The sequence below is a fragment of the Psychrobacter frigidicola genome, from assembly GCF_007997305.1.
GTDB classification, from domain to species: domain Bacteria; phylum Pseudomonadota; class Gammaproteobacteria; order Pseudomonadales; family Moraxellaceae; genus Psychrobacter; species Psychrobacter frigidicola.
The window spans coordinates 596,286-621,633 of the sequence record NZ_VORZ01000001.1 but is presented as its reverse complement, the minus strand read 5'-3'; the positions used below and the strand labels follow the sequence as shown (position 1 = coordinate 621,633).

Genomic DNA, 25,348 nt, shown 5'->3' with positions numbered 1-25,348 from the left:
ACTAAGGAAGTTAGTCAAAGTCAACTTATCAAAATTAAGTCATAAAAGTTAAGTGATTTTAAAACCTGCTAAAAAACTAGCCTCGACGCCACGTATGATATTTTTCTACCCATTTTAATACGGTTTGTGGCGCATGAGCGCGTTTCCATTCACCGGCTACCGACTTGTTGCCTTCAGCCCAAGTAGGGTAGCTATGAATGGTGCCCAATATTTTGTTAAGCCCTAAATTATGCTTCATGGCCAGTACAAATTCCGCCATTAAGTCGCCAGCATGTTCAGATACTATCGTGACGCCAAGTATTTTATCTTTGCCTTTGGGTGTTATAACTTTGATAAAACCTTTAGTTGCGCCTTCAGTAATAGCGCGGTCTAATTCTTTAAACTCAAAACGAGTGACTTCATAATCGATATCTTTTTCGATGGCTTCTTGCTCATTGATGCCCACACGCGCGACCTCTGGATCGATAAAGGTCGTCCACGGTATCACTCGATAATCTACTTTGAAATTTTTAAGATGACCAAAGAGACCGTTTACGGCAGCGTACCATGCTTGATGGGAGGCCACATGAGTAAATTGATACGGACCAACGATATCACCTGCGGCATAGATATTTGGATATAAAGTCTCTAAGTATCCGTTGGTCACAATCGTGCGATCGGTTTCAACACCCAAAGCTTCAAGACCATAACCTTCAAGGCGAGCGCTACGGCCAACCGCACAAAGCAGCTCGTCATATTCAATCTCGAACGCTTGTTCTTGATGTTCCACTATAATGAATTTCTTGCCATCGCGAGCTTCGCAGCGGATGGCTTGATGCTCGGTTAAAACATTCACGCCGCTGGCTGTCAATGCCTCATAAGCAAAGCTTGATACCTCAATATCTTCTTTTTTCATCAGGCGAGCGCCCCTTTCGATTTGGGTAACGCTTGAGCCTAAACGTGCAAAACTTTGTGCCAGCTCACACCCAACCGGACCGCCGCCAAGTACCACCAGCTTTTTAGGGGCTGCATCCAACTTAGCAAACTTGCGCCATATGGTATCGCTGGTAACATAACCGGTTTCTTCTATACCGGGCAATGGTGGGGTAAAGGGACGTGCGCCAGTGGCAATAACGATGGTACGGGTAGTAAGTGTTTGCGTACCGCCCTCGTTAAGTTTGACCTCTACTGTCCACGGGTCGATTAATTTAGCGTAGCCTTTTAAAACTTCCACCCCTAAATTAGTATAACGCTCGACGCTATCATGTGGGGCAATGTCGTCAATCACTTGTTGTACGCGTGCCATCACTTTCTTAAATGAAAATTGCGGGGTCATATTATCTAAGCCATAAAGCTCGCCGTTACGAATCTGCTCAGCAACTTTGGCACTTTTAATCACCGTTTTGCTAGGTACGCAACCATAGTTTAAACAGTCGCCGCCCATCTCTCCAGCTTCAACCAGGGTCACTTTTGCTTTTACAGCAGCGGCAATATAACTGGTGACTAAGCCGCCAGCACCAGCACCGATAACAATCATGTTACGGTCGAATTTTTTTGGTTTATTATATTTTTCATAAACACGGCGTTTTTTAAAACTATTTAAAATAGCTTTGGCAATCAGTGGGAATAAGCCTAATAGAGCAAAGGATAGAATTAGATTAAACGATAAAATGTCTGATAAATTCTCAATTTGAACCAGCTGCGTGCCAGCATTAACAAATACAAAAGTACCGGCCAACATTCCGATTTGGCTAACCCAGTAGAATGTCCACGCCTTGATAGCGGTGACGCCCATTAACAGATTGATTAAAAAGAACGGAAATAGCGGCACTAAGCGCAGGGTGAATAAGTAAAAACTGCCTTCTTTTTTAACACCAGCATCAATAGCTGCAAGGCGTTCTGGAAAACGCTGCTGAATCGTATCACGTAGAAGATAGCGTGAAACTAAAAAGGCTAACGTAGCACCAATACTGGAGGCAAAAGAGGCGACCAATAAGCCCTCGACCAAACCAAACAATGCGCCAGCGGCCAAAGTCAAAATAGCAGCACCTGGTAAGGACAGTGCAGTAACCAATACGTACAGTAAAAAGAAACCACTAATAACTAGCAAGGGCGACTGCGCTTGATATTGTCTAAATTGCTCCATTGAGCCTTTCAAACCCTCAAGGGTAAGCAATTGGTTCAAATCAAAGTAAAAGAATAGAGCTATAGCCACTGCTGCAATTAACAATAAAGCTAGCTTTTTAATCATAAAATATCCGTCTAAACAGCACTATAAAGGTCGAGTTCACAATAAAATTAACTTAGAAGGCTAACTATCATGAAGCATTGAGAATATTGGGTACAGTTTTTTAAACCAATACCACTGTTTCCGGCTCAATTTATTAGCTTTGTCGCACTATGAAGAGTTCTATTATTATTGCACAAAAATTTGCCTAGGCTTATTCTATTGAAGAGAATGAGCCTAGGCATTATTTATAAAAATGGTTTAGAGAAGCTATTTATTACGACAATTTAGAAAGTACGATAACTTAATAAGAAGTCTAGTCGGACATATTAGCCAGCTGCTGTAGAATATTAGTATAATTTTCTACCCCTTGAGCGCCACTAACCATGTGCTGGTCATTAAAAATAACCGTTGGTACACTTTGAATACCTTGTTTCCGTGCACGTTGTTCGGACTCGCGCACCTCTTGAGCAAAGCGCTGGTCTTCAAGAACGGTTAATGCTTCAGTACGATCTAGGCCAACTTCGGCAGCGATATCTGCTAGTACGGATTTGTCTGATAAGTTGCGGTTATCAGTGAAATAAGCGGCGAATAGAGCCTGTTCCAAATTATTCGCAAGACTATATTGATCTGCCCAATAAATAAGTTGATGCATGTTAAAGGTATTGTGCACGCGAGTATCCTCATTAAAATTGAACTTGAATCCGATCTCGCTTCCTGCAGCGGTCATTCTATCTCGGCTTGCCTGAATTTCCTGATTATTGCGACCGTGCTTTTTAGCGCTATGCTCACGTAAATTTTTGCCTTCGGCTGGCATGTCAGGATTAAGCTCAAATGGATGCCAATGAATCTCATACGCGGTGTTGCTCTTCTCCAGTGCCTCAGCCAGCTGTCGATAGCCGACGACACACCACGGGCAAGAGATATCTGAGATAATATCTATTTTTAAGGGTTGTTGTTGCGATTCTGAATTTTTCATAGAATTTCTCATTATTAATGGTTATTATTAATTACCATTTATGGTTGGTTGTTATCTATTGTAAGCCAGTAACGATATTGGCTGTGTTTACTGTTAGTTGTGTTTTTAAGAGTAAGCTGCTTCAATCATATGCGGTTCGATGAGTTTTGTCTTTCGCGTGTTGCACATGGTAATTAAAATAAGCCCTTATTACGATGCAAAAGAGACAAAAATCTCCTATTGGCTGTAACGGTTTATATATAGTTTATGCTATGCTGATTTTATGCTAATAAAAAGAGTTATTGTGGTTTCCCGTTAGTCTCACTAAGGATGTCAAGATGAAAAAAACGATATTAAATAGCTCATTACGAACCGTTATATTTACAGCCTTCGCCGTGACCGTTATAGGGGTTAGTGCTTGTAGTAGTGAGAAAGAAGAACCTAGTGCCGAAGCAGGCGAAGTCATAGGCGTAGATCAAAGCACTGAAGCTACAGCGCTCGACGGCGAAACGGGATCTGAAATTGAAGGTGTGGGCTCTGACGGAATGGCTCCGACAGCGGCAAGTGAGGCTAATTTGGCTGCCGAAGCCGATTACAGGGCGACCACTGGAGAGGTAACAGAAGCTGATGATATGTCAGAGACTACAGATAGTGGAGCAATGAATGAGCCAGACTCTGATACTACTGAGAATCCAAACGCAGGCAAGACAGCTGCAAATGGGCTGCAGTAGAGGCCCGACTACCATAATCAGTTTAGCAAAGCGGGTTGCTTTGTTCTCGAAGGGCTTCAGTTGAGTAATTGCGTTTTCAGGAATAAGGCGATAGCGATACGAATAGCTATTTAGTATATCGTTATTGCTTTTTTGAATTTGATATAAAAGTTAAGTTTTTTTAGACTAAGCGTTACAGATGTCTCTTTACATTAAGCTACTGAATAAGAAACAGTACTGATTAAGTGTTAATAAATTTTACCTAAACCCATGAATAATAAGGATTATAAATTATGTCAGATAAAACTCTTAACCATGACAACAAAGAAAACGAGTCAGCAGAAACCATTGAGAATAATGCGATAACTTCTGTAGAGGTTTTAAAAGGTGATGAGGTAATCTTTGAAGAAGATGAGTCTGATAAAGAAGATGAGTCTGATAAAGAAGATGAGTCTGATAAAGAAGATGAGTCTGATAAAGAAGATAAGTCTGATAAAGAAGATAAGTCTGATAAAGAAGATAAGTCTGATAAAGAAGATAAGTCTGATAAAGAAGATAAGTCTGATAAAGAAGATAAGTCTGATAAAGAAGATAAGTCTGATAAAGAAGATAAGTCTGATAAAGAAGATAAGTCTGATAAAGAAGATAAGTCTGATAAAGAAGATAAGTCTGATAAAGAAGATGAGTCTGATAAAGAAGATGAGTCTGATAAAGAAGATGAGTCTGGCAAGAAAGATAAGTATGGCGCAACCATAGCTAATATTTATCAATGGGCTTCTAAGCTCAAAGAAGACTTTACATCTGAAGCTTCTGATATGACACATGAAGTCACTGAAAAAGCGGCTGCTATGATGCTCAATAGGCTTTTGGCCGGTGTAGATACTGAATTAGCGGCTTTCGATAAGAAAGTAGAAGACTCTAAAGAGTTAGTTGCTAATGCAGAAGAGGAACGCAATAAAATTGCTGCTAAGAAAGACAAGTATCAAGGCATGATTGACCAATTAGAAAGCTAATGAGTAATTTAAGTAATTAATATCTTTACTCCAATGGTAGGTGTCTGAGTTAGGCATCTATCATTGGATTTTTATTGTCTTCAGTTTAGGTGTGATGCTATAAACCTTTAATCAGGTCAAGATTATGTTCTCTTTGCTATTTGCTGGCGCTTCCTGAGGACGACAGTATTTAGCCCTTTAATATCTTCGCCGTTAAACAATTAGAAGCGCTGGGAGCGTTCAGAGAAAGCTTAATTAAACAGCTAGTGAACTGCCCCAAGTTTGTCAGAAACTTATTAATCTCAGAGAATAGAGTGCACATATAAAGTAATCTATTTTCCGATTAATCTTAAGCGTCATTCATAATCCAAGGTTCAGCGGTATAGTCATCAATTAATTTACAAGATACCTTTAGGAAGCAAAATTAAGTAACTATTGAAATCAACAAATCTGTACCCACTGACCTCTATCAAATTGTGAAAAACACCCATGACTTCCTCATATCATTGCTTGTACTCTTTTCGTCGCTGTCCTTATGCCATGCGTGCCCGTCTTGGCCTGTTATTTGCCAAGTTAAAGGTGGAGCTGCGGGAAATAAGTCTAAAAAACAAACCTAGCCAGATGTTAGCGATTAGTCCGAAAGGTACCGTGCCTGTTTTACAGCTTGTTGATGGAGCTGTCATTGAAGAGAGTAGGGAGATAATGGTGTGGGCGCTTGGGCAGCAAGATCCGCAAAGACTGTTGGATGCAAAGGTTTTGCATCTGGCCAATGCGCTGATTGAGAAAAATGATAACGAGTTTAAATATTGGCTGGATCGTTATAAATACGCCGACCGTCATCTTGAGATGACCCAAATGGAATATCGGCAGCAGGGTGAAGCCTTTTTACAGGTTTTAGAGGGATTACTGTCTAAAAACGCTTTTTTGCTGGGGAACAACGCAACCATTGCCGATATTGGCATCATGCCTTTTGTCCGCCAATTCGCTCATGTGGATCGTAAGGTTTTTTACAGCCTACCTTATCCCAAGCTGCAGCAGTGGCTAGAATACTGGTTGGAGCATTCATTTTTTTTGCAAGCTATGACCAAGTTTCAGCCATGGAAAGAGGGGGATGAGATGGTGGTTTTTCCTTCTTAACACTGACACTTTTTACGGGCTATAAAATATGTTCCTTGATTTTAATCGAATTACTTTAATCAACGGTAACTAGTAGTAAGGCAATAGCTCTCATGTCAAAACTAAGGGGTTAGTAGCGCCACACTGACCTGAAAATAGTACTTATCTTTGACAGTGATGTTCAGTCTGCCATTATGGGCGTTAACAATACCTTGTACGATTGATAGCCCTAAACCTGTGCCTGAATGTAGAGAGTTATGTCTGTTATGACGATAAAAACGCTCAAATAATTTATTCACTTCTGCCTGTGTTAGCGGCTCAGCTAAGCGATTAGTGAGCAGTATTTTTAGGAATGTTGGCTTTATTGAAGCCTGCTTGGTTCTCTGTGCCTCACTCATAACGTTATCAGTGCCAGTAGATGCTTGAATAGAGATAATGCTATTACTTGCTGCATAGTAAGTAGCATTGGATATTAAATTGGCAAACAGCCTTTGCAATAAACTGTCATCTCCCAATACGGCTGTAAAGTTGCCGCTTTTCTCAAATAAAATACCGCGATCCTCTGCCATAAATTCGTAATAATCAATCATCTTAGTAATGAGCGACTCGGTATCGACAGGTTTGAGTTGCGAGTCATAGAGTCCTTTTTGTGTCTTTGCCAGTAACAGCATATTGTTAATCAAACCTGATAACTGCTCAAGCGTGTCATGCTGATGATGCAGCTGTTCAACGTATTCGGTCTTGTGTCTAGGCTTACTTAACATCACTTGGGTTTGGGTACTTAAGGTTGCAAGCGGGGTGCGCAGCTCATGGGCAATATCATCTGAGAAGCGCGATAACGCATCAAAATTATGCTCAAGTTTATCCATCATGGCGTTATAAGCATCAGCAAGAGGGCGTAGTTCACTGGGCATCTCACTAACAACAATACGATCATCAAGCTTTTCGGCATTGATGCGAGTCATTTTCTGTCTGATGGTTGATAGCGGGGCAAATCCTAAGTGCACACTAAAGGCTGCAATAAATACCAAAATAAAGGTAATTGCCATGAGTATAAGAATGAGCTGACGGTTAAATTGGACAAGATATTGATGATGGACATCTATAGGTAAGGCGATGAGCGCTAAGTGTTCAGAATGCCGAATGACAATAGCACGATAATGCCGATGATCAAGTTTTAAATCAAAAGGCTGATCCTGATGCTGCTGCCATAAATATTTTATTGAACGTTTATTTCCTGCCTGATTCACAAAACCTTTGAGACTACTGGTAATGATTTGTCCTTGGTTATCAGTAATAACTGTTTTTACATCGTAGTCCAGTCCAGCGTTTTGTAGTGGCCGTTGATTTATAGGTTGATTATAAAGTTGAGCTGTCTCCTGATTTTCGAGTAAGTTATCAGTTATATTCTGACGTAAATTAAATGCAGCATGGGTTAAAATCTCTGAGTCCATTTGCTCAAAATGGCCGTTGACAGAGTGCTGAATCCAAAGGTACAGGCAGATTTGAGTGACCACTACGCAGAGCGTCAATAGAAATATAGTGCGCCATAACAGTGACAAGCGTCCGTCTGTGACAATAGGCGTCATGTTATTGACTGTCTATTGAATACGTTAAATCTTGGCTACTATCCATAACTTCTAATCGATAGCCCATACCGCGTACGGTTTGGATTAACTTTATAGGATAGTCATCATCGATCTTAATTCTTAAGCGTCGTATCGCCACATCAATAACATTGGTGTCACTATCAAAATTTATATCCCACACTTGTGAGGCGATAACCGAGCGCGGTAACACCTCTCCTTCACGCTCAAGCATAAACTGGAGTAACGCAAACTCTTTTGCTGTTAATTTGATGGCTTCCTCGCCTCTATGGACAGTGCGTTTAGCAATATCCATCTTTAAATCTGCAATTTGTATCACAGTGCTTTTATAAGCAGCCTGATTGGCTCGGCGCAGTAAACTTTTTATTCTCACTAACAGTTCAGCGAACGCAAAGGGTTTAGTAAGATAGTCATCACCGCCAATCTCAATCCCCTTAATCCGATCCCTCAAGTCATCCTTAGCGGTCAAGAACAAGACAGGGGTATGCTTGCCGGCTGCGCGGTAATTGCGCACCAGCTCAAAACCGCTGACATCAGGTAGCATCACATCCATGACCACGACATTAAAATCTTCAGTCATTAAAGCATGGTAGCCATCCAATCCCGTAGTTTGATGCTCAACAATGAAGCCGGCCTCGGTTAGACCTTTTTTAATATATTCACCAAGCGACAACTCATCTTCGACTAACAATACTTTCATAGCAGACTTGCGCCGATTATTTAGATTAAGGCCATGAATGATAGAGGATTATCGGTAATATTCCTATGCGAAGACTGCAACATGACAAAATTGTCATCTTAGCGTCATCTTGGCGTCAGAGTCATTAAGCTAAACTGTTGTTGAATATTCACTTATACGGAATATAACCAGCGCTTTTTTATCATAAATGATGCATTCGCACATCACTATTAAGACTAGTGCTGATTCTGGTGGTAATACTTAAGAGGAGATATTATATTGAACATTATAATGCATGGAATGATGAATGGATCAATGATGCATGGAAATAGGATGGATGGAGGCATGATGAATGGCATGGGCTGGGGTATGATGATTATCTGGCTGCTGTTTGTCATACTGATTTTTGCCATACTTATATTAACTGTCATGGCACTGCTTAAGTATCTGCGTCAACCATAGTAAAACTAATAAACATCAGCATTTAACAGTAGAAAAACAGTATTCGAGTACTAGTTGCCAACTGCGCGGCGTCTAAACGTCTATTTACCATCTTCAAGGAGTGATTTTATGAAACACGATAAGCATGAAGAACAAGAAATGGACGATAACCACGCAAATGGTAGCGGGACAGTGAGTACGGATGTAAAGTCCATCAAAGGCGGTAAGTACGATAAAGTGCCAGCCGACTACAATGGAACCGTCTATACCTGCCCAATGCATCCCGAAGTCAGGGGTGTCGAAGATAGTGGTTGTCCAATAAGCAAAATGTCTCTAAAACCTGAAAATACGGTTGCCGAGATGGTGCATATGGAAGGTGACCATGCAAACGCTAACAGTGAAGCGAGTACAGAAGCATCTATTAAAGGTAGCAAATACGATAAAGTACCAACCAACTACAATGGCACCGTCTATACCTGCCCGATGCATCCCGAAGTCAGGGATGTCGAAGATAATGATTGTCCGATATGTAAAATGTCTCTCAAGCCCGAAAAGTCTGTTACTGAGATGACTGATAAAGAAGGTGATCATGCAAACTGCCATAGCACAGCGGATACAGATGCAAAACTTAATAAAGGTGGCAAATATGACAAAGTCCCAGCTGGCTACAGCGGAACCGTCTATACCTGCCCAATGCACCCTGAAGTCAGGGATGTCGAAGATAGTCGCTGTCCAATATGCAATATGTTTCTCAAACCTGAAAACACTGTTGCCGAGATGGCAGAAAAGACTGATAAAAATACAGAAGGTGATCACGCAAGCTGTCACAGCACAGAAAATACCGATGTAAAATCTATCAAAGGCGGTAAATACGATAAGGTGCCAGCTGGCTACAGCGGTATGGTCTATATCTGCCCCATGCATCCTGAGGTTAGAGATGTGGAGAATAGTGGCTGTCCAATATGTGGTATGGCACTTGAGCCGGAAACAGCTACTATCGGTGAGGAGGACACCTCAGAGCTCGATGATATGACACGCCGTTTTTGGATTTGTACGGCACTGACCATACCTTTGTTTCTATATGCAATGAGTGACATGGTCGGGATAAACTTAGACAATATTGGTCAGATTGATATCTCTGGGCAGATCGCTCAGTGGATTCAGCTGGCGCTTGCGACACCAGTAGTACTCTGGGGAGCGGCACCATTCTTTGTGCGTGGCTGGCAATCCGTTAAAAGCCGAAATCTAAACATGTTTACCTTGATTGCAGTGGGCGTAGGCGCGGCTTTTGGTTTCAGTCTGGTAGCCACTTTTCTTCCGGGTATTTTCCCAGACAGCTTCAGGGACGCCACCGGTCGGGTCGGTGTTTACTATGAAGCTGCAGCAGTTATCACGACATTGGTACTATTGGGTCAGGTTTTAGAGCTCAAAGCGAGAAGTCAGACCTCTGGCGCGATTCGTGCTCTACTTGAGCTGGCACCACCAACAGCAAGGCGTGTCGATGAAAACGATGTCGAAACAGAAGTATCACTTGACGAAGTTGTTAGTGGCGACAGACTGCGGGTCAAGCCAGGAGAGAAGCTCCCTGTAGACGGTACTGTGCTCGATGGTAATAGCAACGTCGATGAGTCAATGGTAACTGGTGAACCACTACCTGTTGCAAAAATAGCAGGAGATACGGTCACTGGCGGTACGGTGAACGGTACGGGAACCCTATTGGTTGAAGCGGTCGATGTTGGTGACGATACCGTATTGTCCAAGATCGTCAAGATGGTTGCCGAAGCCCAGCGTAGCCGTGCACCTATACAGAAACTAGTTGATAAAGTAGCAGGTTGGTTTGTGCCAATTGTCCTTATTTGCTCTATCATAACCTTTATTGTTTGGGCCATGTTTGGACCTGCGCCAGCGATGGCTTTTGCATTGGTTAATGCTATCGCTGTACTAATTATAGCTTGTCCTTGCGCATTAGGACTCGCCACGCCGATGTCAATCATGGTTGGTACTGGCAAAGGCGCTCAAAATGGGGTGCTTATCAAAAACGCTGAAGCGTTAGAGAGTATGGAAAAAGTCGATACTATTGTTGTCGACAAAACTGGAACACTAACTGCAGGTAAGCCGGAACTCACCGCCATCGAAGCGCTTGGCGGCTTGAATGAAGATGAACTGCTTGTCCTTGTAGCAGCCGTAGAAAGTGCTAGCGAACATCCTTTAGCGGAAGCTATTGTTAATGCTGCAAAGGCAAAATCTCTCGATACTGCCAAAGCTAGCGATTTTAGCTCCACCACTGGTGAAGGTGTACAAGCGCTGGTTAATGGTAAGCAGGTAGGCGTCGGCAACGCAAAATTCATGCAACGGCTCGATAGTTTCGATAGTGCGCTTTCAGAACGCGCTGATAACCGTAGAGAGGATGGTGAAACAGTAATGTTTGTCGCCGTAGACGGGCAAGCTGCTGGTTTAATTTCAGTCGCTGATCCAATCAAGCCAAGTACCAGTGAAGCAATATCATTACTACATCAGGCTGGACTCAAAGTGGTCATGCTGACAGGTGACAACGAAATAACCGCTAAAGCAGTTGCTAGTAAGCTGAATATTGATGAAGTGCATGCTGATGTCTCGCCAGAGGACAAGAACCGTATCATCAAAGAGCTACAAAATAGTGGCAAAATCGTGGCTATGGCGGGTGATGGTATTAACGATGCGCCAGCTCTAGCACAGGCTAATGTCGGTATCGCCATGGGAACAGGCACAGATGTGGCTATGGAGAGTGCAACTATCACCCTAGTGAAAGGTGATTTGATGGGAATTGTCAGAGCTCATAAACTAAGCCGCTCTACAATGCGCAATATCAAACAAAACTTGTTCTTTGCTTTTGTCTATAACGCGCTCGGCATACCGCTTGCTGCCGGCGTGCTGTATCCATTTTTCGGGCTGTTGCTAAGTCCAATGATAGCGGCCGCTGCCATGAGTCTCTCTTCGGTATCGGTTATAGGTAATGCGCTGCGCTTGCGCCGCCTAAAGCTGTGAACATGACAAAATTGTCATCTACGCGTCATCTGTTAGTCAGAAACAATATTATATAATGTAATCTTCTTGGATAGCCTTTAGGCTTATAGACTTAATGGTTTCTAACCCTAATAAATTATAATTAATAGTATCAATTCATTAACAGTATCGAGCTTCAATAGCTTCTAATAAAGCCAAGAGGAATTAATTATGTGGTTAACTAAATCACTTGTAGCGACTGCACTCGCTTTAACCGTTTCAGCATGTGCTGTGGCGCATGATTCTAATGCAAATAATACAAAAATGCCGATGCAGCAAGGTCAAATGGACTGTGCAAAGATGGGCGAGCATATGAAGATGATGCAAAACATGGATCATGATCAAATGATGAAAGGCATGGGTCATAGTAAAATGGGCCAGATGGATATGAATGATCCTGCCATGAAGAAGGCTATGATGGCTAACATGAGTAAAATGCAGCAAATGTATCAACAACAATGTGTCACTAATAAAAATAAGTCCTAAAAAACTTAGCTCTACTAAATTACAGCCTTTTTGGATTATAGTCGATGTTAAGAAATGGTTGATTAAGACATCTATGTGAGGCTATTACAGTACCTATTATTAAATATCAAAGCTGTTGTAAATATCAAGCATGGTCTAAATACACTAATAGACGTTTAAGGATAATTTTATGAAAAGCTATAAAAATATATTTTCTTCTAGATACAGTAAGTTATCTGGTTCTGTACTTTTAGTGATGCTGACTTCATCACTGTTTGCCTGTGGTCAAGCGGATAGTATTGAAGCGGCTGCTGTCTCTGACACAAGTGCCATGCAGAATGAACCTACTGCTGTTATGACGGTTGCAAACCTTAACCCAGAGTTACTAAAAAATGTCTCAGCGACGGTTTATAAAGATGCAAACTGCGGCTGCTGTAAAGAGTGGATAAGCCATGCAGAAGATAATGGCATGAGCACAACCGCACAGGATGTTAAAGACTTAGCTGTATTTAAACAGCGCTATGGCGTCCCTAATGATATGCGCTCTTGCCATACTGCTGTCACCACCGACGGCTACGTGTTTGAAGGTCATGTCCCTGCTAAATATGTCGCACAGTTTTTAGCCAATCCGCCTGCTCAAGCGCTCGGTCTTGCCGTCCCTGGTATGCCTATAGGTAGCCCAGGCATGGAATATCAGAATAAGTTTGATCCGTATCAAGTTATGCAGATGAATAAAGATGGAAGCAGTGAAGTTTATGCCGATATCGATTCTCCGCAACAGCAACTATAATCAGTGTTGAATAGAATCATTAGTTGTAGAATTTTCTATGGCTGGTAAAACTTTCTCAGTTTACTGACTGTTTTTTAATAAGACTACGTTATATAGCTGTTTATATATTCGATTAAAATATTAAACAAGTTTTATGTCCTAAGAGCTAGGCTATCTTATGAATAAACAAAATAAATTAAATCGTCGGCGTTTTTTGGCAGGGTCATCCGCGTTGATGGGTGCCTCCATTCTACCGACTCTTGCTAATAGCGCAAATCAACAGCGTGCTGTTATTAATAGCGATAAGAATATCCATAAGGTTCCTGTACTAACGGGGCCAGAATTTGATTTATATATCACTAAGCAGTCGGTTATTGTCAATGGTAAACAGACGATGGCGATGCTGATTAACGACTCACTGCCTGGACCAACTTTGCATATGGTCGAAGGCGATAATATCGTCATACGCGTCCATAATCAGATGGATGAGTCGACCTCAATACATTGGCATGGGTTCTTGTTACCGTTTGAGATGGACGGCGTACCTGGTATTAGTTTTGATGGTATTCCTGCAAATAGTACCTTTACTTATCGCTTTCCGCTCAAACAATCGGGTACTTATTGGTATCACTCGCACACTGGGTTTCAAGAGCAACTTGGTCTACGTGGAGCTATTGTTATTGAGCCCAAAGGTCGCGAGCGTCATCCTATTGCTGAGGATCATGTGATTTTCCTCGGCGATTGGACTCATCGTAATCCCAATACCTTACTCAAAATGCTTAAGCAGCGCTCAGATTTTGATAATTATCATCAACCGGACTTTAAAAGATTGTTAGCAGATATCGCCAAAACCGATATCAAGACCGCCTTTGATGAGCGCAAGATGTGGAATCAGATGCGCATGATGCCGACGGATTTTAGTGACTTGTCTGGTGAAAAAACTTTTACTTACCTTATCAATGGCAAAACCACAGCGGCCAATTGGACTCAACTGGTAAAAGCGGGTCAACCGGTTAAGTTACGTATTATTAATGGTTCCGCGCAAACTATTTTTGATATAAGAATTCCAGGTCTCAAAATGACGGTAGTAGCTGCTGATGGTAACGATATAGAACCCGTTACAATTGACGACTTCCGTATTGGCGTTGCCGAAATTTATGATGTTATTGTCACCCCGACTAAAGAGGCTTATACCTTTTTTGCACAGAATATAGACCGGACAGGATACGTTACTGCTACTCTTGCGACCAAAGAGGCTGCCCGCGCCGCAACCCCTGCCATGGATGAGATCGAATGGATGACGATGGGGGATATGATGGGCGCTATGGATGGCGAGGGCTATAAAGCTACTCATGCCAAGACTGAATACGATTATAAAACCGCTATGCGTGTCGATAATCCGCGCATAAACCTTGATGATCCGGGTATTAACCTACGCAAGGTCAGCAAGACTAGAGACGTGCTGAATTATAGTCAACTGCACACGATTGAGGACGGCGTTATTGCCGAGCAGCGAGCGCCGAGCCGCGAGCTTGAGATCCATTTAACCGGTAATATGGATCGCTATATTTGGGGCTTTGATGGCATGCCGTTTAGAGAGGCTAAACCAGTTAATATTAAACCTAACGAGCGCGTACGTATTACCTTAGTCAATGACACGATGATGAATCATCCGATGCATTTACATGGGATGTGGAGTGATTTGCGCGCGCCTAACGGTGATTTTCAGGCTCGAAAACATACTATTATGGTGCAGTCGGCACAAAAAATTAGCTTCGATGTCACCGGCGAGCAGGGCAGATGGGCTTGGCATTGTCATCTTCTTTATCATATGAATGCAGGTATGTTCCGAGAAGTGGCCGTCGTGTAACAGTCTTTGCTAGTGAGAGATAAGATGAAAATATATAAATCAGCTTTTAATACCACGCTACTGTCAGCATCTGTACTGCTAGCAATGGTTATACCACAAGCAAATGCTGCTAATTCTGATGGCATGAATAAAAGCGAAATGGCAGCAATGTCGGGCATGAATGATGACAGCATGAACGACAGTGATAATAACGGCGATATGAAAATGTCAGGCATGGATATGTCGGATATGGACATGTCCGGCATGCAAGGTGGCTATGCACCAAGTGATGCCCGTAGTTCTGATTATTCAAACGGGGTCGGTTATGGTCAATATGGCAAGCCGACGATGGAAGGTAGTCTACCAACATGGGGCGTATCTGTATCTAAACTGGGTTATCTATTCGATAATGATGCGATAAATTATGAAACCGAAGCTTGGGTTGGTACCGATAGCCAGCGTCTTATGCTACGTAGTGAAGGTGAGATTCAGACTAAAGATGATAAAAATATCGACAGTTTGACCTCCTTGTCTTACTGGCAGCCATTAGGTATTTATTGGAATGGTCAAGCTGGTGTTGCTTACGATACTAAAAATGATAAAGCGGCGATTATGACGGGTATCGAAGGGACTACTCCTTATTTTATTGATACCGAAGCTCGGGCTTATCTATATACTGATGGGCAAGTTCGTCTCGACCTTGAGGCCGAGTACGAATGGCGCTTAAACCAGCATTGGGTAGTGATACCAGAGGCAGAGCTTACCGTATTTGGTAAGGATGATACCGACAATAACATCACCCGTGGCTTTAATGGGCTTGAGACCGAAGTTCGCCTCACTTATCAGACTTTAGGCCGTCAGCTCGCGCCTTATGTCGGCTACCGCTATGAGACCGCTTTAGGTAGCGCCCGTGGTCAGCAGCGTAAGCTTGGTGAAGAGGTCGATTCTAGTAGTGTAACGGCAGGTGTTAAGTTTTGGTTTTAACGCTATCTAGTTTATATAAACAACATTTCTGTAGAAGTAACTTCTTCTATAAGTAAACCGCTAGGCAATAATATGAATGATATGAACCATACTGACCACAACCAAATGAATAAACAGCAGATGAATCCTTATCTCAAGTTTTCATTAATGATTCTAACGTCAACCATCGTTATGTTTATCATGATGTATTTTAATACCTATAAACTCGACCACGTTTACTTTAGTGAAACTCGAGCTTATATGGCATTATATATGGGCGCAGTGATGGCTATTATTATGCTAGCCTTTATGGGCAATATGTATAAAAAGACCAAAGTAAATTTAATGATTTATGGTCTGAGTGTGGTGTTATTTGCCGTTGGCCTATGGGGCGTTAGATCGCAAGCGACCGTTGATCAAGTAGACTGGATGCAAGCGATGATACCGCATCATTCGATTGCTATTTTGACCAGCTCAAGAGCAGATATGGAAGATCCACGGGTACGAAAACTGGCGGATGATATCATTGAAGCGCAAAAGCGTGAAATTGGTGAGATGCAGGCACTCATTGAAGAATTGAAGTAAAGAATTCAAACTCAAAATATTTATAAATTTATAAAAAAACTATTTTAAACGGGTAAAATTATTTAACCCATTCAAGCCAAGGATAAAGGATATACCATGAAAACTCACTACAAATTACGCTTCTCAGTTATTGCTGCTAGTGTTAGTGCAGCACTGTTACTAAGTGCTTGTCAGCCGACAACTGAGAAAGTTGACCCTGCTACAACAGAAGACGTCGCACCAGTCGAAACAGCTGAGACTACTGCCGCAGTAGACCCACATGCTGGTCATGATATGAGTGCAGATGCTATGGTAGCAGACGGAACTCCGATGACTCCTATGCTCAAAGAGTACAGCGAATCAATGACTGAGATGCATAAAGAGATGATGGTTGGTATGGATTATAACGATCCCGATGCGGCATTTGCTCAAGGGATGCTCGGTCATCATATCGGTGCGGTGGATATGGCAGAGATTGAGCTCAAGTACGGTACTGATGCAGAGATGCGTAAGCTGGCTCAAGAAATTATCGACGCCCAGCAGTCTGAAATTAAGCAGATGAAAGCCTGGCTGGCAAGTAACCCTGACGCAGCAGAACCAACGCCTGATACCAAAGCCATGCAGCAAGCTTATGCCAACGGTATGGATGCGATGCATGATGATATGATGCTCGGTATTGCTGATCCAGTGCCAGATATGGCATTTGCTCGTGGTATGTTGCCGCATCACGTGGGCGCAGTAGATATGGCAGAAACTCAGCTTAAATATGGTAAAAACCCTGAGATGCTGAAACTGGCACAAGAAATTATTGATGCCCAAAAACCAGAGATCGAGCAAATGCAAAGCTGGATTGCGGCGAATAAGGCATAAGAGAGGTGCTCAAAAATCTACCGCTTAATTAAGAAAGTTATTGTTAAGCCCTTTATTAGTTAAAGGGCTTAACAGCTATCTGTAACGCTCAAACCTAAAAAAGCAGCACCCTAGAATAGATTCATAAGGTGCTGCTTTTTTTATAATCATTAGTATTGGCTTAAGTAGCTATATTAGTAGTTTAAATAGCTATGCTAAGAATGATCACTTTTCACCACATTTACAGCATTTCGAGCAACTATCACATTTGTCACAAGTTGAAGCACACGTGCATCCACATTTTGGACAAGTACAGCTAGAATTATAATGTATAGACGGTACCAAAGAGTTTAATTTATCTTTAGGTTTGATATTCATAATAAATCCTTAATCATGATAGATAATATATTGTGGCAGGTATTAATAAAATGTTAAGTAATCTTATTGTTAGTTTAGTATATGAGTTAGTTAACTCATAATAACTATTTAGCCATTTTTATAGCTATCACCTTACAGATTAACACATCAATGCGGCAGTTCTCACTTGCTTAAAAAGACTTAAGTTAGAAGATTCTGATTTAAAAGAGAAATATTGAAAAAAAGCTTAAATCTGATATCTTGTAATATGCTATGAATAAAAAAGAGAATAAAAATGAAACTCGCTGAAGCCCTACTTATCCGTAGCGATATGCAAAAGAAACTTGCCCAGCTTAAGGGCCGTATTCGTAACAATGCCAAAGTTCAAGAAGGGGATACCCCAAGCGAAGATCCTAATGAGTTGATAATCACCGCCAGTCAAATAATTACTGAATTGACTGCTTTGATTGAGCGTATACATCGTACCAATGCGATTGCTAACACTGATAAAGGTCAATCAATGCTGACGTTATTGGTCGAGCGTGATACCTTGGAGATGCGTCATAAGCTATTGATAGACGCCATTGAAGCGGCGAATAGCGAGGCTGATCGTTATAGTCAACGAGAGATTAAATGGCATGTGATGCTATCAGTCGCAAGCTTACAAAAACAAGCCGATGATATTGCTATGAAACTTCGTCAAATTAACATTATTATTCAATCCAATAATTGGCAAATTGAACTTATTGAATAATTTGATTAAACCATCAAATAACTAAATTATAAGTATTTTTCCAGCAACTTGAAGGTAAGTTGCTGGAATACCAGTTTGGAACCGACTGGGCGAGTGTCAGACCCCAAACCTCCACAGCAGGGGGTTGAAAATATACTGTAGTGGACGACATACGTTGCGGGCAGACGTCTTTTTTACAATTAATGCCCAGCACTTGTCACTTGTTATAAGGTACCTATTAGACCTTACTACCCGGCACTGACAGTTGGTTTCAATTTTATTTTTGCTTATGAAAGATTTAAACGCTACTCATAAATATTGTTAAAATAAAAGCATCAAAAGCCTATTCACATATTATAAAACGGTAGTATCGGTAACATCGCTTGAGAAAAATAGAAAGTGTAACTTAAGTCCTTCACGCTATGTTGAAAATAGCGTGAAGGACTTTTTAATTTTAAGAAGTTTATTACTGATATTTTAAATCTAATAATAATGAGGTGTTTGCTAACCAATATATTAAAGCACAGAGTGATACTCACTAGCTTGAATATGAAAAAATGATTTGATTTACAGTTTATATAAATTTTACTTATTTTCTCTATGTTAAATTTGTAGTTGTCGCTTATATCTACGGACGTGTAATAAATAATACGCTAGAGTTCATTTAACGCCAACTTATAGCCATGTATAATTTATCTTTTATTACTTAATGAATAAGTTAAGGTTACTAACTACACTTTCATTTCTCCTTTATATTTCTAAGAGAATATTATGTTTAACGTTGCTGAAAATAACTTCTACATTGGTCAAAAATCATCTATTTTTAATGTAGAATTTGCTAAGCAAGTCCGTAAATTTCACTATCAACTTGAAGATTATCAACCGACACCTTTGATCTCGTTACCACTGCTGGCAGAAAAACTCAGTGTAAGATCAATTTTGGTCAAAGATGAATCCAAGCGCTTTGGACTTAACGCTTATAAGGCACTGGGCGGCTCCTATGCGTTAGGGCGGTTACTGGCGCAATACTTAAACATTGATATAGCAGAAATAGATTTAAAAACAGTCGCTACTAAATTAGATAAACCATTGGTGTTTACCACGGCAACTGCTGGTAATCATGGCACTGGAATTGCATGGGCTGCGCAGAAAATGGGGCAAAAAGCCGTTGTCTATATGCCTCAGGGATCACCATTAGCGAGTGCTGAGCGCATTCGTAGACTAGATGCAGAATGTATTATAACAGATGTCAATTACGATGATACCGTGCGCCTAGCGAATAAGACTGCAGAAGAAAACGGTTGGATACTAGTGCAGGATACCGCTTGGGAGGGCTATGAAGAAATACCGACTTGGATTTCTCAAGGCTACATGACCATGCCCGATGAAGCGATTGAACAAGCTGCTGCTATGGGTGCAGACATGCCAACTCATGTGATGTTGCAAGCAGGCGTCGGATCGATGGCTGGCGGTGTATTGGGATATTTGGTAGACAAGCTTGGTGCTGGCAGCTTTCAAACCATCATTGCCGAGCCTGCCACCGCTGACTGTATTTTCCGCTCAGGTACAAGTGCGCAAGGTGATATGGTCAATGTCAGTGGCAAGCTAAATACCATTATGGCAGGACTTGCTTGCGGCGAACCAAACCCAGTCACTTGGCCCGTATTAAAAGACTGCAGCAATTACTTTGCTCGAGTTGATGACAATGTATCGGCACTCGGTATGCGAGTATTAGGCAATCCTCTATTAGGAGATACCCGGGTTATCAGCGGTGAGTCGGGCGCAGTTACTCTAGGTTTGCTCTACCAACTTTGTAGCGATGTATCTAGTAAAGACAGTCATAAAGAATTAGGGTTGAATAAAGAGTCAGTCGTCATGATATTTAACACCGAAGGAGATACTCACCCAAGTAGGTATAGAGATATTGTCTGGAATGTTAAATACTAGATTCTATACATTAACAGACTTAATCCGTCGTATACGATGTGACATCAGGTGTAGGCATTGGGTAAGCAGTTTGTGTTGTGCATGGTTGTCCATACTAGCTGTCTGTGAGTCGCATTATCTAAATGCAATATGCCACAAAGTAAGAAAAATAATTTTTAGGTCATCAATAAAATTTTGTTTATCCACATATTCGCAAGAAATTTTTGCTTTTATAGGCATAATAATTTCTATATACGCTTGTTTTGGATCTGCGTACCCACTAAGAAGAGTGTTTTCATCAACCATTTCAATAGATGCTCTATCGGTTATTCCAGGTTTTACTGATAAAATATTACTTCGCACGTCTTCACGATATAGTTCCATAAACTCAGATACCTCAGGCCTAGGGCCAACTAAGCTCATATCTCCTAATAAAACATCGATAAGCTGTGGTAACTCATCTAGCTTTGTTCTTCGTAAGAAATGCCCGGAATGAGTTATACGTGAATCAGAACCAATCGTCAGGCGGCCCTCAGACTCTGCATTGGTATGCATTGTTCTAAATTTATGGATAATAAAAGGAACGCCATTTCGTCCTATTCGTACTTGCCTAAAGAAAATAGGCCCCTTTGAGTCCAGCTTAACCCAAAATGCTATAATCAAAAAAACAGGCAAAAGACATGATAAACCTATAGCAGAAGCAATAAAATCGAAACTACGTTTAAGCATGATCTAAAGTCTTGTTAACAGCACTGATAACACGAAGCTGATCGTCTATTGTCATCTTCGTGTACAAAGGAATTGAGACGATACGTTGGTATGCCGCTTCTGCATGTGGGAACTGCTCGGGAGTTAAGGCATAACCGTCCCGCCACACAGGCTGCAGATGTAGAGGAATAAAATGCACAGAGCAACCGATATTATAATCGGACATTTTCATAATAAAATCGTCTCTAGAGAGAGTCACCTCATCATTCAAGCGAATCGCATACAAATGCCAAGCGTGCTCAACAATACCTAAGGATCTAGCTGGTAACGTTAACGGTAATGACTTAAATGCCTCATCATAGACCTGAGCCATTTCTGTACGTTTTTTATGAAAAATATTTATCTTTTTTAATTGATGAATACCTATTGATGCACAAATATCTGGCATATTATACTTAAAACCAGGCTCTACTATTTCGTAATACCAAGAGGGCCTCTTAGATGAGTACCGATCAAAAGCATCCCGACTAATACCATGCAAACGCATAATTTTGCAGCGTTCAATAATATTTGGATCTCTAGAAACCAGCATCCCACCTTCAGCGGTAGCCATGGTTTTATTAGCATAAAAGCTATATATGGTAACGTCTGTATCGAGTGTGCCTACTAAATTTCCTTTATAACGTGTTGGAAAAGCGTGCGCAGCATCTTCGACTACTTTCAACTTATATTTTCTAGCCATAGCAATAATGGCATCCATATCACACGCCAAACCAGCAAAATGTACCGGAATAATTGCTTTGGTTTTAATTGTTATGGCAGCTTCAATCGCCTTGGGATCTATATTTAAGGTAACTGGATCACTATCTACGAAAACAGGGGTAGCACCTAAGTAGCGTACTACCTCAGCAGTAGCTGTAAAGGTATAGCTAGGAATAATCACTTCGTCACCTGCCTTAACCCCTACAGCCTCTAATCCTAAGTGCAAGCCCGAAGTTGCTGAGTTCATAGCTAGCGCTTGAACGTCAGACTCAATGTACTCAGCAAATTCCTCCTCAAAGCGCTTTACTTTAGGACCGGTTGTAATCCAACCAGAGCGAAGAGAATCAACGACCTCGGCAATTTCCTCTGCACCAATGTAAGGTATTATTGATATCGAGCAAAGTTAAGATTAAGAAAGCCGGCAAGTTTTGCCTTTATAGCCTATTGTTTACTTCCTTCTGTGCCGTTCACAGTCAAACTGTTACGCTCTACCTTATGATTAGAATTCAAAGCCATGGGTAGTGACAGATCAAAATCTCTTAATAATATTATTAAGAGATTACAACAAGTAGTTCTCCTGAACATAGGCAACACATAGCTCATAAAAAGCTTGAGCCGGTGGAGATATGGACTTATTAGCCAGCTTAAAGATGCCGATTTGTCTGTTTAAGGAAGGATCGAGTAAGTTTATCCAGACCAGTTCAGGCTCATTAGAAGGAAATGCAAGTTTCGGCAGTGTGGTAATGCCAAGATCGTTTCTTAATAAGGAGAACAGTGAGGTAATATTTTCTACCGTATAGCGAGCCTTGCGATTGAGCGCTTCTGCAGGTGTATTCTCAAGTAACCTACAGGTACCGTTATAGATAAATGGTTCCGCCATAAGTTGCTGCCATGTTAGCCCGTGCGACTGAGTTAGTTCATCACTTTCTTGCAAATGGTTCAGCTCATTACTTTTAAGACAAACCACACCGATGGGATCTGATATAAGCAGGGTAAAATCAATTTCTTTTTCATCAATACTCGTACAGTTTCCTAATGCCAAATCTACTTCACCCGTAAGTAATCGATTGGCTACGCCAACCGCATTATCATCTATCAATACGATTTCAATATCTGGATATTTTTTTGAATAAGCGACTAATACGCTAGGCAATAGCTTAGTCACTAGCGATGGCACACTGGCAATCCTTATTTTCCCCTTTTCTCCTGATGCTATAGCCTGTAAATCGTCTTCTAATCCTTGATAGACACTGAGAAACTGCTGTATTTTGGGCACACAGCCTTCTCCAAACGGGGTCAATGTTGCCTTATTGCCAACTTCAAATAAACGCTGATTTAGTGTCTTCTCAAGCTCCTTTATCGATGCGGACAATGCTGCCTGTGACCTGTTAGCGCGGTTGGCTGCTGCACGAAACCCACCTTCTTCTACCACAAATAAAAAATGTCGTAACTGCTGTAGTTTCATAGTGGTTAGCGCCCTTGTGCTTGTTGTTATTGATTAAATATATATTAACTATTGATGATAGATTAAATCTATCATTTTTGATATTTAATTAGTTAGATTTATCATTGTTTATTGCGTAGGATAATCACTAACGAAGAAATAAATTGTGAAACCATTCAATCAAGGGATATGACGATATGACCACTCACTCAACCAAACAAGCGGTTAAAACCTCACTTTATGCCTCTAAGTCGCCACTTGAATGGGCAGTCACAAACAATGGAACTTTATATACTGCGCAAATTCCTATTGATGAAAATGGTGAAGTAGTTGCGGGTGGTATCGAAGCCCAAACTCGGCAAACGCTTGATAACCTGAAGCACACCCTAGAATGTGCCAATGTAGGTATGGATTCAGTATTACAAGTACTCATCTATGTTACAGATCGCGAGTATCTAAAAACGGTTAATCAAGTTTATGCTGAATACTTTACTACACCTTACCCAAACCGTGCTGCGCTAGTCATATCAGGATTGGCAAGAGAAGAAATGCTGGTTGAGCTAGTCGTATATGCGGCTGTACCATAGACCTTTTCGACTCTATTTACCTAAGTATTCAAAACCTTTCATCATTCAAATTTTTAATAAACTAAGGACAATATAATGTCAAATCAAGCCCTCAAACAAGACCCAAAAAAATCACTTTATATCAATGGTGAATGGCAAGCGGGTAGTAATACCATTGCCAATATTAATCCATCAGATATCAGCGAAACGATTGGCGAGTTTGCTCAAGCCAGTAGCGAACAAGTACAAGATGCCATTGCCGCTGCACGCCTTGCACAGCCAAAATGGGAAAAGACGCCCATGGAAAAAAAGCAATCAATTCTGCAAGCGATTGGCGATGAGATGATTGCCCGTTGTGATGAATTAGGTACCTTGCTATCACGTGAAGAAGGCAAGCCTTTTGCTGAAGGTCGCGGTGAGATTTATCGTGCTGGTCAATTCTTTCATTATTATGCCGCAGAAGTGTTACGTCAGATGGGTGACCTTGCCGACTCCGTACGCCCTGGGGTAAAAGTTGAGGTCACTCGTGAAGCGGTCGGTGTCGTCGCTATCATTTCACCTTGGAACTTTCCAACCGCAACCGCCGTGTGGAAAATTGCACCAGCGTTAGCCTATGGCAACAGTGTCATCTGGAAGCCTGCGAATCTAACACCTGCTAGTGCGGTTGCTTTAGCTGAAATCATTCACCGTCAAGGGTTGCCAGAAGGTACGTTTAACTTAGTATTGGGTGGTGGCTCATCAGTCGGTGATGCTTTAATCAATTCAAAAGATATCGATGCTGTCAGCTTTACTGGTTCAGTCGCAACAGGTCGCAAAGTTGCTGCGGCAACCGCACCAAACTTTGTCCGTTGCCAGTTAGAGATGGGTAGTAAAAATGCGTTGGTCATCGCCGATGATGCTGATTTACAAGTTGCTATTGACGCTGCCGTTGCTGGTGCATTTGGTGGTTCAGGACAAAAATGTACTGCCTCTTCACGCCTGATCGTCATGGACGGTATTCATGACGCTTTCGTCGACGGTGTAGTGGCAAAAATGAAAACTCTAAAAGTCGGTCACGCGCTTGATGACGGTATTTTTATGGGTCCGATTGTTGACGACAAACAGCTTACGTCTAACATGGATTGGATCGAAAAAGCCAAGCAATTAGGTGCCAATTTAGCCTTTGGTGGCGAACGATTAGACATGCCGCATGAGGGTTACTATATGTCGCCAACTTTGTTCACCGAGACTGATAATAGCTGGGACGTTAACCAAGAAGAAGTATTCGCGCCAATGGCTTGTGTGATGCGTGTGAAGAATTTAGAAGAAGCGATTGCCATGACCAATGACACGCGTTTTGGTTTGACTGGTGGCATCATTACGCAAAGCTTGCGTAATAGCGCCATGTTTAAAGAACAAGTACAAGCAGGCTGCGTCATGGTCAATCTAGCAACGGCGGGTACGGATTATCATGTGCCATTCGGTGGTCGTAAAGAGTCAAGCTTTGGTCCACGCGAACAAGGAACGTATGCCAAAGAGTTTTACACCATCGTTAAAACAGCTTATCAGAAAGCGTACTAGAAGCTGATTAAAAAGGATGCTAGCCGCAATCAATATTGGCGCAGCAGTTTAAAAGTGCACCTAGCGGCTACTTACACAAAGT

The 25,348-nt window shown here is 41.5% G+C and carries 22 protein-coding genes; 15 read left to right on the top strand and 7 right to left on the bottom strand.

What is annotated here, in order from left to right; translation table 11 throughout:
- Positions 1–76: 76 nt before the first annotated feature.
- Positions 77–2,230, bottom strand: a complete 2,154-nt coding sequence (locus ES754_RS02505; RefSeq protein WP_147221752.1) for an FAD-dependent oxidoreductase — start codon at positions 2,228–2,230, stop codon at positions 77–79.
- A 292-nt stretch (positions 2,231–2,522) separates the two neighbouring features.
- Positions 2,523–3,185 carry a DsbA family oxidoreductase gene (locus ES754_RS02500; protein WP_147221750.1) on the bottom strand — a complete coding sequence of 221 codons (663 nt, stop codon included), beginning with the start codon at positions 3,183–3,185 and terminating at the stop codon, positions 2,523–2,525.
- 317 nt (positions 3,186–3,502) lie between these two features.
- Between ES754_RS02500 and ES754_RS02495 the strand changes: the two genes are divergently transcribed.
- The 3 genes from ES754_RS02495 (at position 3,503) to ES754_RS02485 (ending at position 6,003) form a co-directional block, all read left to right on the top strand.
- Complete coding sequence (locus tag ES754_RS02495; RefSeq protein ID WP_147221748.1) at positions 3,503–3,895, top strand: hypothetical protein; 393 nt, start codon at positions 3,503–3,505, stop codon at positions 3,893–3,895.
- 272 nt (positions 3,896–4,167) lie between these two features.
- On the top strand, positions 4,168–4,887 hold the full coding sequence (locus tag ES754_RS02490; RefSeq protein ID WP_147221746.1) for a hypothetical protein: 720 nt from the start codon (positions 4,168–4,170) through the stop codon (positions 4,885–4,887).
- Positions 4,888–5,355: 468 nt separating this feature from the next.
- Positions 5,356–6,003: a glutathione S-transferase gene (locus tag ES754_RS02485; RefSeq protein WP_147221743.1), complete on the top strand. Its 648-nt coding sequence runs from the start codon at positions 5,356–5,358 to the stop codon at positions 6,001–6,003.
- A 101-nt stretch (positions 6,004–6,104) separates the two neighbouring features.
- Here the strand turns inward: ES754_RS02485 and ES754_RS02480 are convergent, their stop codons facing one another.
- Both ES754_RS02480 and ES754_RS02475 read right to left on the bottom strand, forming a co-directional pair.
- Positions 6,105–7,571 (bottom strand): ATP-binding protein, encoded by a 1,467-nt coding sequence (locus ES754_RS02480; RefSeq protein WP_147221741.1) that lies wholly within the window; start codon positions 7,569–7,571, stop codon positions 6,105–6,107.
- Between the two features lies 1 nt (position 7,572).
- The gene (locus tag ES754_RS02475) at positions 7,573–8,289 is read right to left on the bottom strand and encodes a heavy metal response regulator transcription factor (protein WP_147221739.1); all 717 of its coding nucleotides are present in this window, start codon (positions 8,287–8,289) and stop codon (positions 7,573–7,575) included.
- A 312-nt stretch (positions 8,290–8,601) separates the two neighbouring features.
- Here ES754_RS02475 and ES754_RS12310 point away from each other — a divergent pair, with 312 nt between their 5' ends.
- The 10 genes from ES754_RS12310 (at position 8,602) to dpaL (ending at position 20,247) form a co-directional block, all read left to right on the top strand.
- Positions 8,602–8,730: a hypothetical protein gene (locus tag ES754_RS12310; protein ID WP_265090710.1), complete on the top strand. Its 129-nt coding sequence runs from the start codon at positions 8,602–8,604 to the stop codon at positions 8,728–8,730.
- Positions 8,731–8,838: 108 nt separating this feature from the next.
- Positions 8,839–11,733, top strand: coding sequence for a copper-transporting P-type ATPase (locus ES754_RS02470; RefSeq protein WP_228267754.1), 2,895 nt, complete (start codon positions 8,839–8,841; stop codon positions 11,731–11,733).
- A gap of 189 nt (positions 11,734–11,922) precedes the next feature.
- Positions 11,923–12,237 (top strand): hypothetical protein, encoded by a 315-nt coding sequence (locus ES754_RS02465; protein ID WP_147221737.1) that lies wholly within the window; start codon positions 11,923–11,925, stop codon positions 12,235–12,237.
- 169 nt (positions 12,238–12,406) lie between these two features.
- The gene (locus ES754_RS02460; RefSeq protein WP_147221735.1) at positions 12,407–13,006 is read left to right on the top strand and encodes a DUF411 domain-containing protein; all 600 of its coding nucleotides are present in this window, start codon (positions 12,407–12,409) and stop codon (positions 13,004–13,006) included.
- A 157-nt stretch (positions 13,007–13,163) separates the two neighbouring features.
- Positions 13,164–14,855, top strand: a complete 1,692-nt coding sequence (locus ES754_RS02455; RefSeq protein ID WP_147221733.1) for a copper resistance system multicopper oxidase — start codon at positions 13,164–13,166, stop codon at positions 14,853–14,855.
- Between the two features lie 24 nt (positions 14,856–14,879).
- Positions 14,880–15,818, top strand: coding sequence for a copper resistance protein B (locus tag ES754_RS02450; RefSeq protein WP_147221731.1), 939 nt, complete (start codon positions 14,880–14,882; stop codon positions 15,816–15,818).
- A 72-nt stretch (positions 15,819–15,890) separates the two neighbouring features.
- Positions 15,891–16,382 (top strand): DUF305 domain-containing protein, encoded by a 492-nt coding sequence (locus ES754_RS02445; protein ID WP_228267753.1) that lies wholly within the window; start codon positions 15,891–15,893, stop codon positions 16,380–16,382.
- Positions 16,383–16,478: 96 nt separating this feature from the next.
- A complete protein-coding gene (gene copM / locus ES754_RS02440) occupies positions 16,479–17,231 on the top strand; it encodes a CopM family metallochaperone (protein WP_147221729.1) in 753 nt (250 codons plus the stop codon).
- A 631-nt stretch (positions 17,232–17,862) separates the two neighbouring features.
- Positions 17,863–18,321: a DIP1984 family protein gene (locus ES754_RS02435; protein ID WP_147221727.1), complete on the top strand. Its 459-nt coding sequence runs from the start codon at positions 17,863–17,865 to the stop codon at positions 18,319–18,321.
- Between the two features lie 750 nt (positions 18,322–19,071).
- Positions 19,072–20,247 carry a diaminopropionate ammonia-lyase gene (gene dpaL, locus ES754_RS02430; RefSeq protein WP_147221725.1) on the top strand — a complete coding sequence of 392 codons (1,176 nt, stop codon included), beginning with the start codon at positions 19,072–19,074 and terminating at the stop codon, positions 20,245–20,247.
- Between the two features lie 114 nt (positions 20,248–20,361).
- Here dpaL and ES754_RS02425 read toward each other — a convergent pair whose 3' ends face one another.
- From ES754_RS02425 to ES754_RS02415, 3 genes are all read right to left on the bottom strand, one after another.
- Positions 20,362–20,955, bottom strand: a complete 594-nt coding sequence (locus tag ES754_RS02425; protein WP_147221723.1) for a sugar transferase — start codon at positions 20,953–20,955, stop codon at positions 20,362–20,364.
- Positions 20,948–22,072 carry a DegT/DnrJ/EryC1/StrS family aminotransferase gene (locus ES754_RS02420; RefSeq protein WP_276528568.1) on the bottom strand — a complete coding sequence of 375 codons (1,125 nt, stop codon included), beginning with the start codon at positions 22,070–22,072 and terminating at the stop codon, positions 20,948–20,950. Before ES754_RS02420 ends, ES754_RS02425 begins: the two co-directional genes overlap by 8 nt.
- 183 nt (positions 22,073–22,255) lie before the next feature.
- Positions 22,256–23,161: a LysR family transcriptional regulator gene (locus tag ES754_RS02415; protein WP_147221719.1), complete on the bottom strand. Its 906-nt coding sequence runs from the start codon at positions 23,159–23,161 to the stop codon at positions 22,256–22,258.
- 176 nt (positions 23,162–23,337) lie between these two features.
- On the opposite strand from ES754_RS02415, the gene ES754_RS02410 reads away from it, so the two are divergent.
- A complete protein-coding gene (locus tag ES754_RS02410) occupies positions 23,338–23,727 on the top strand; it encodes a RidA family protein (RefSeq protein WP_147221717.1) in 390 nt (129 codons plus the stop codon).
- A gap of 75 nt (positions 23,728–23,802) precedes the next feature.
- The gene (locus ES754_RS02405; RefSeq protein ID WP_147221715.1) at positions 23,803–25,266 is read left to right on the top strand and encodes an aldehyde dehydrogenase family protein; all 1,464 of its coding nucleotides are present in this window, start codon (positions 23,803–23,805) and stop codon (positions 25,264–25,266) included.
- The last annotated feature ends 82 nt before the right edge of the window (positions 25,267–25,348 follow it).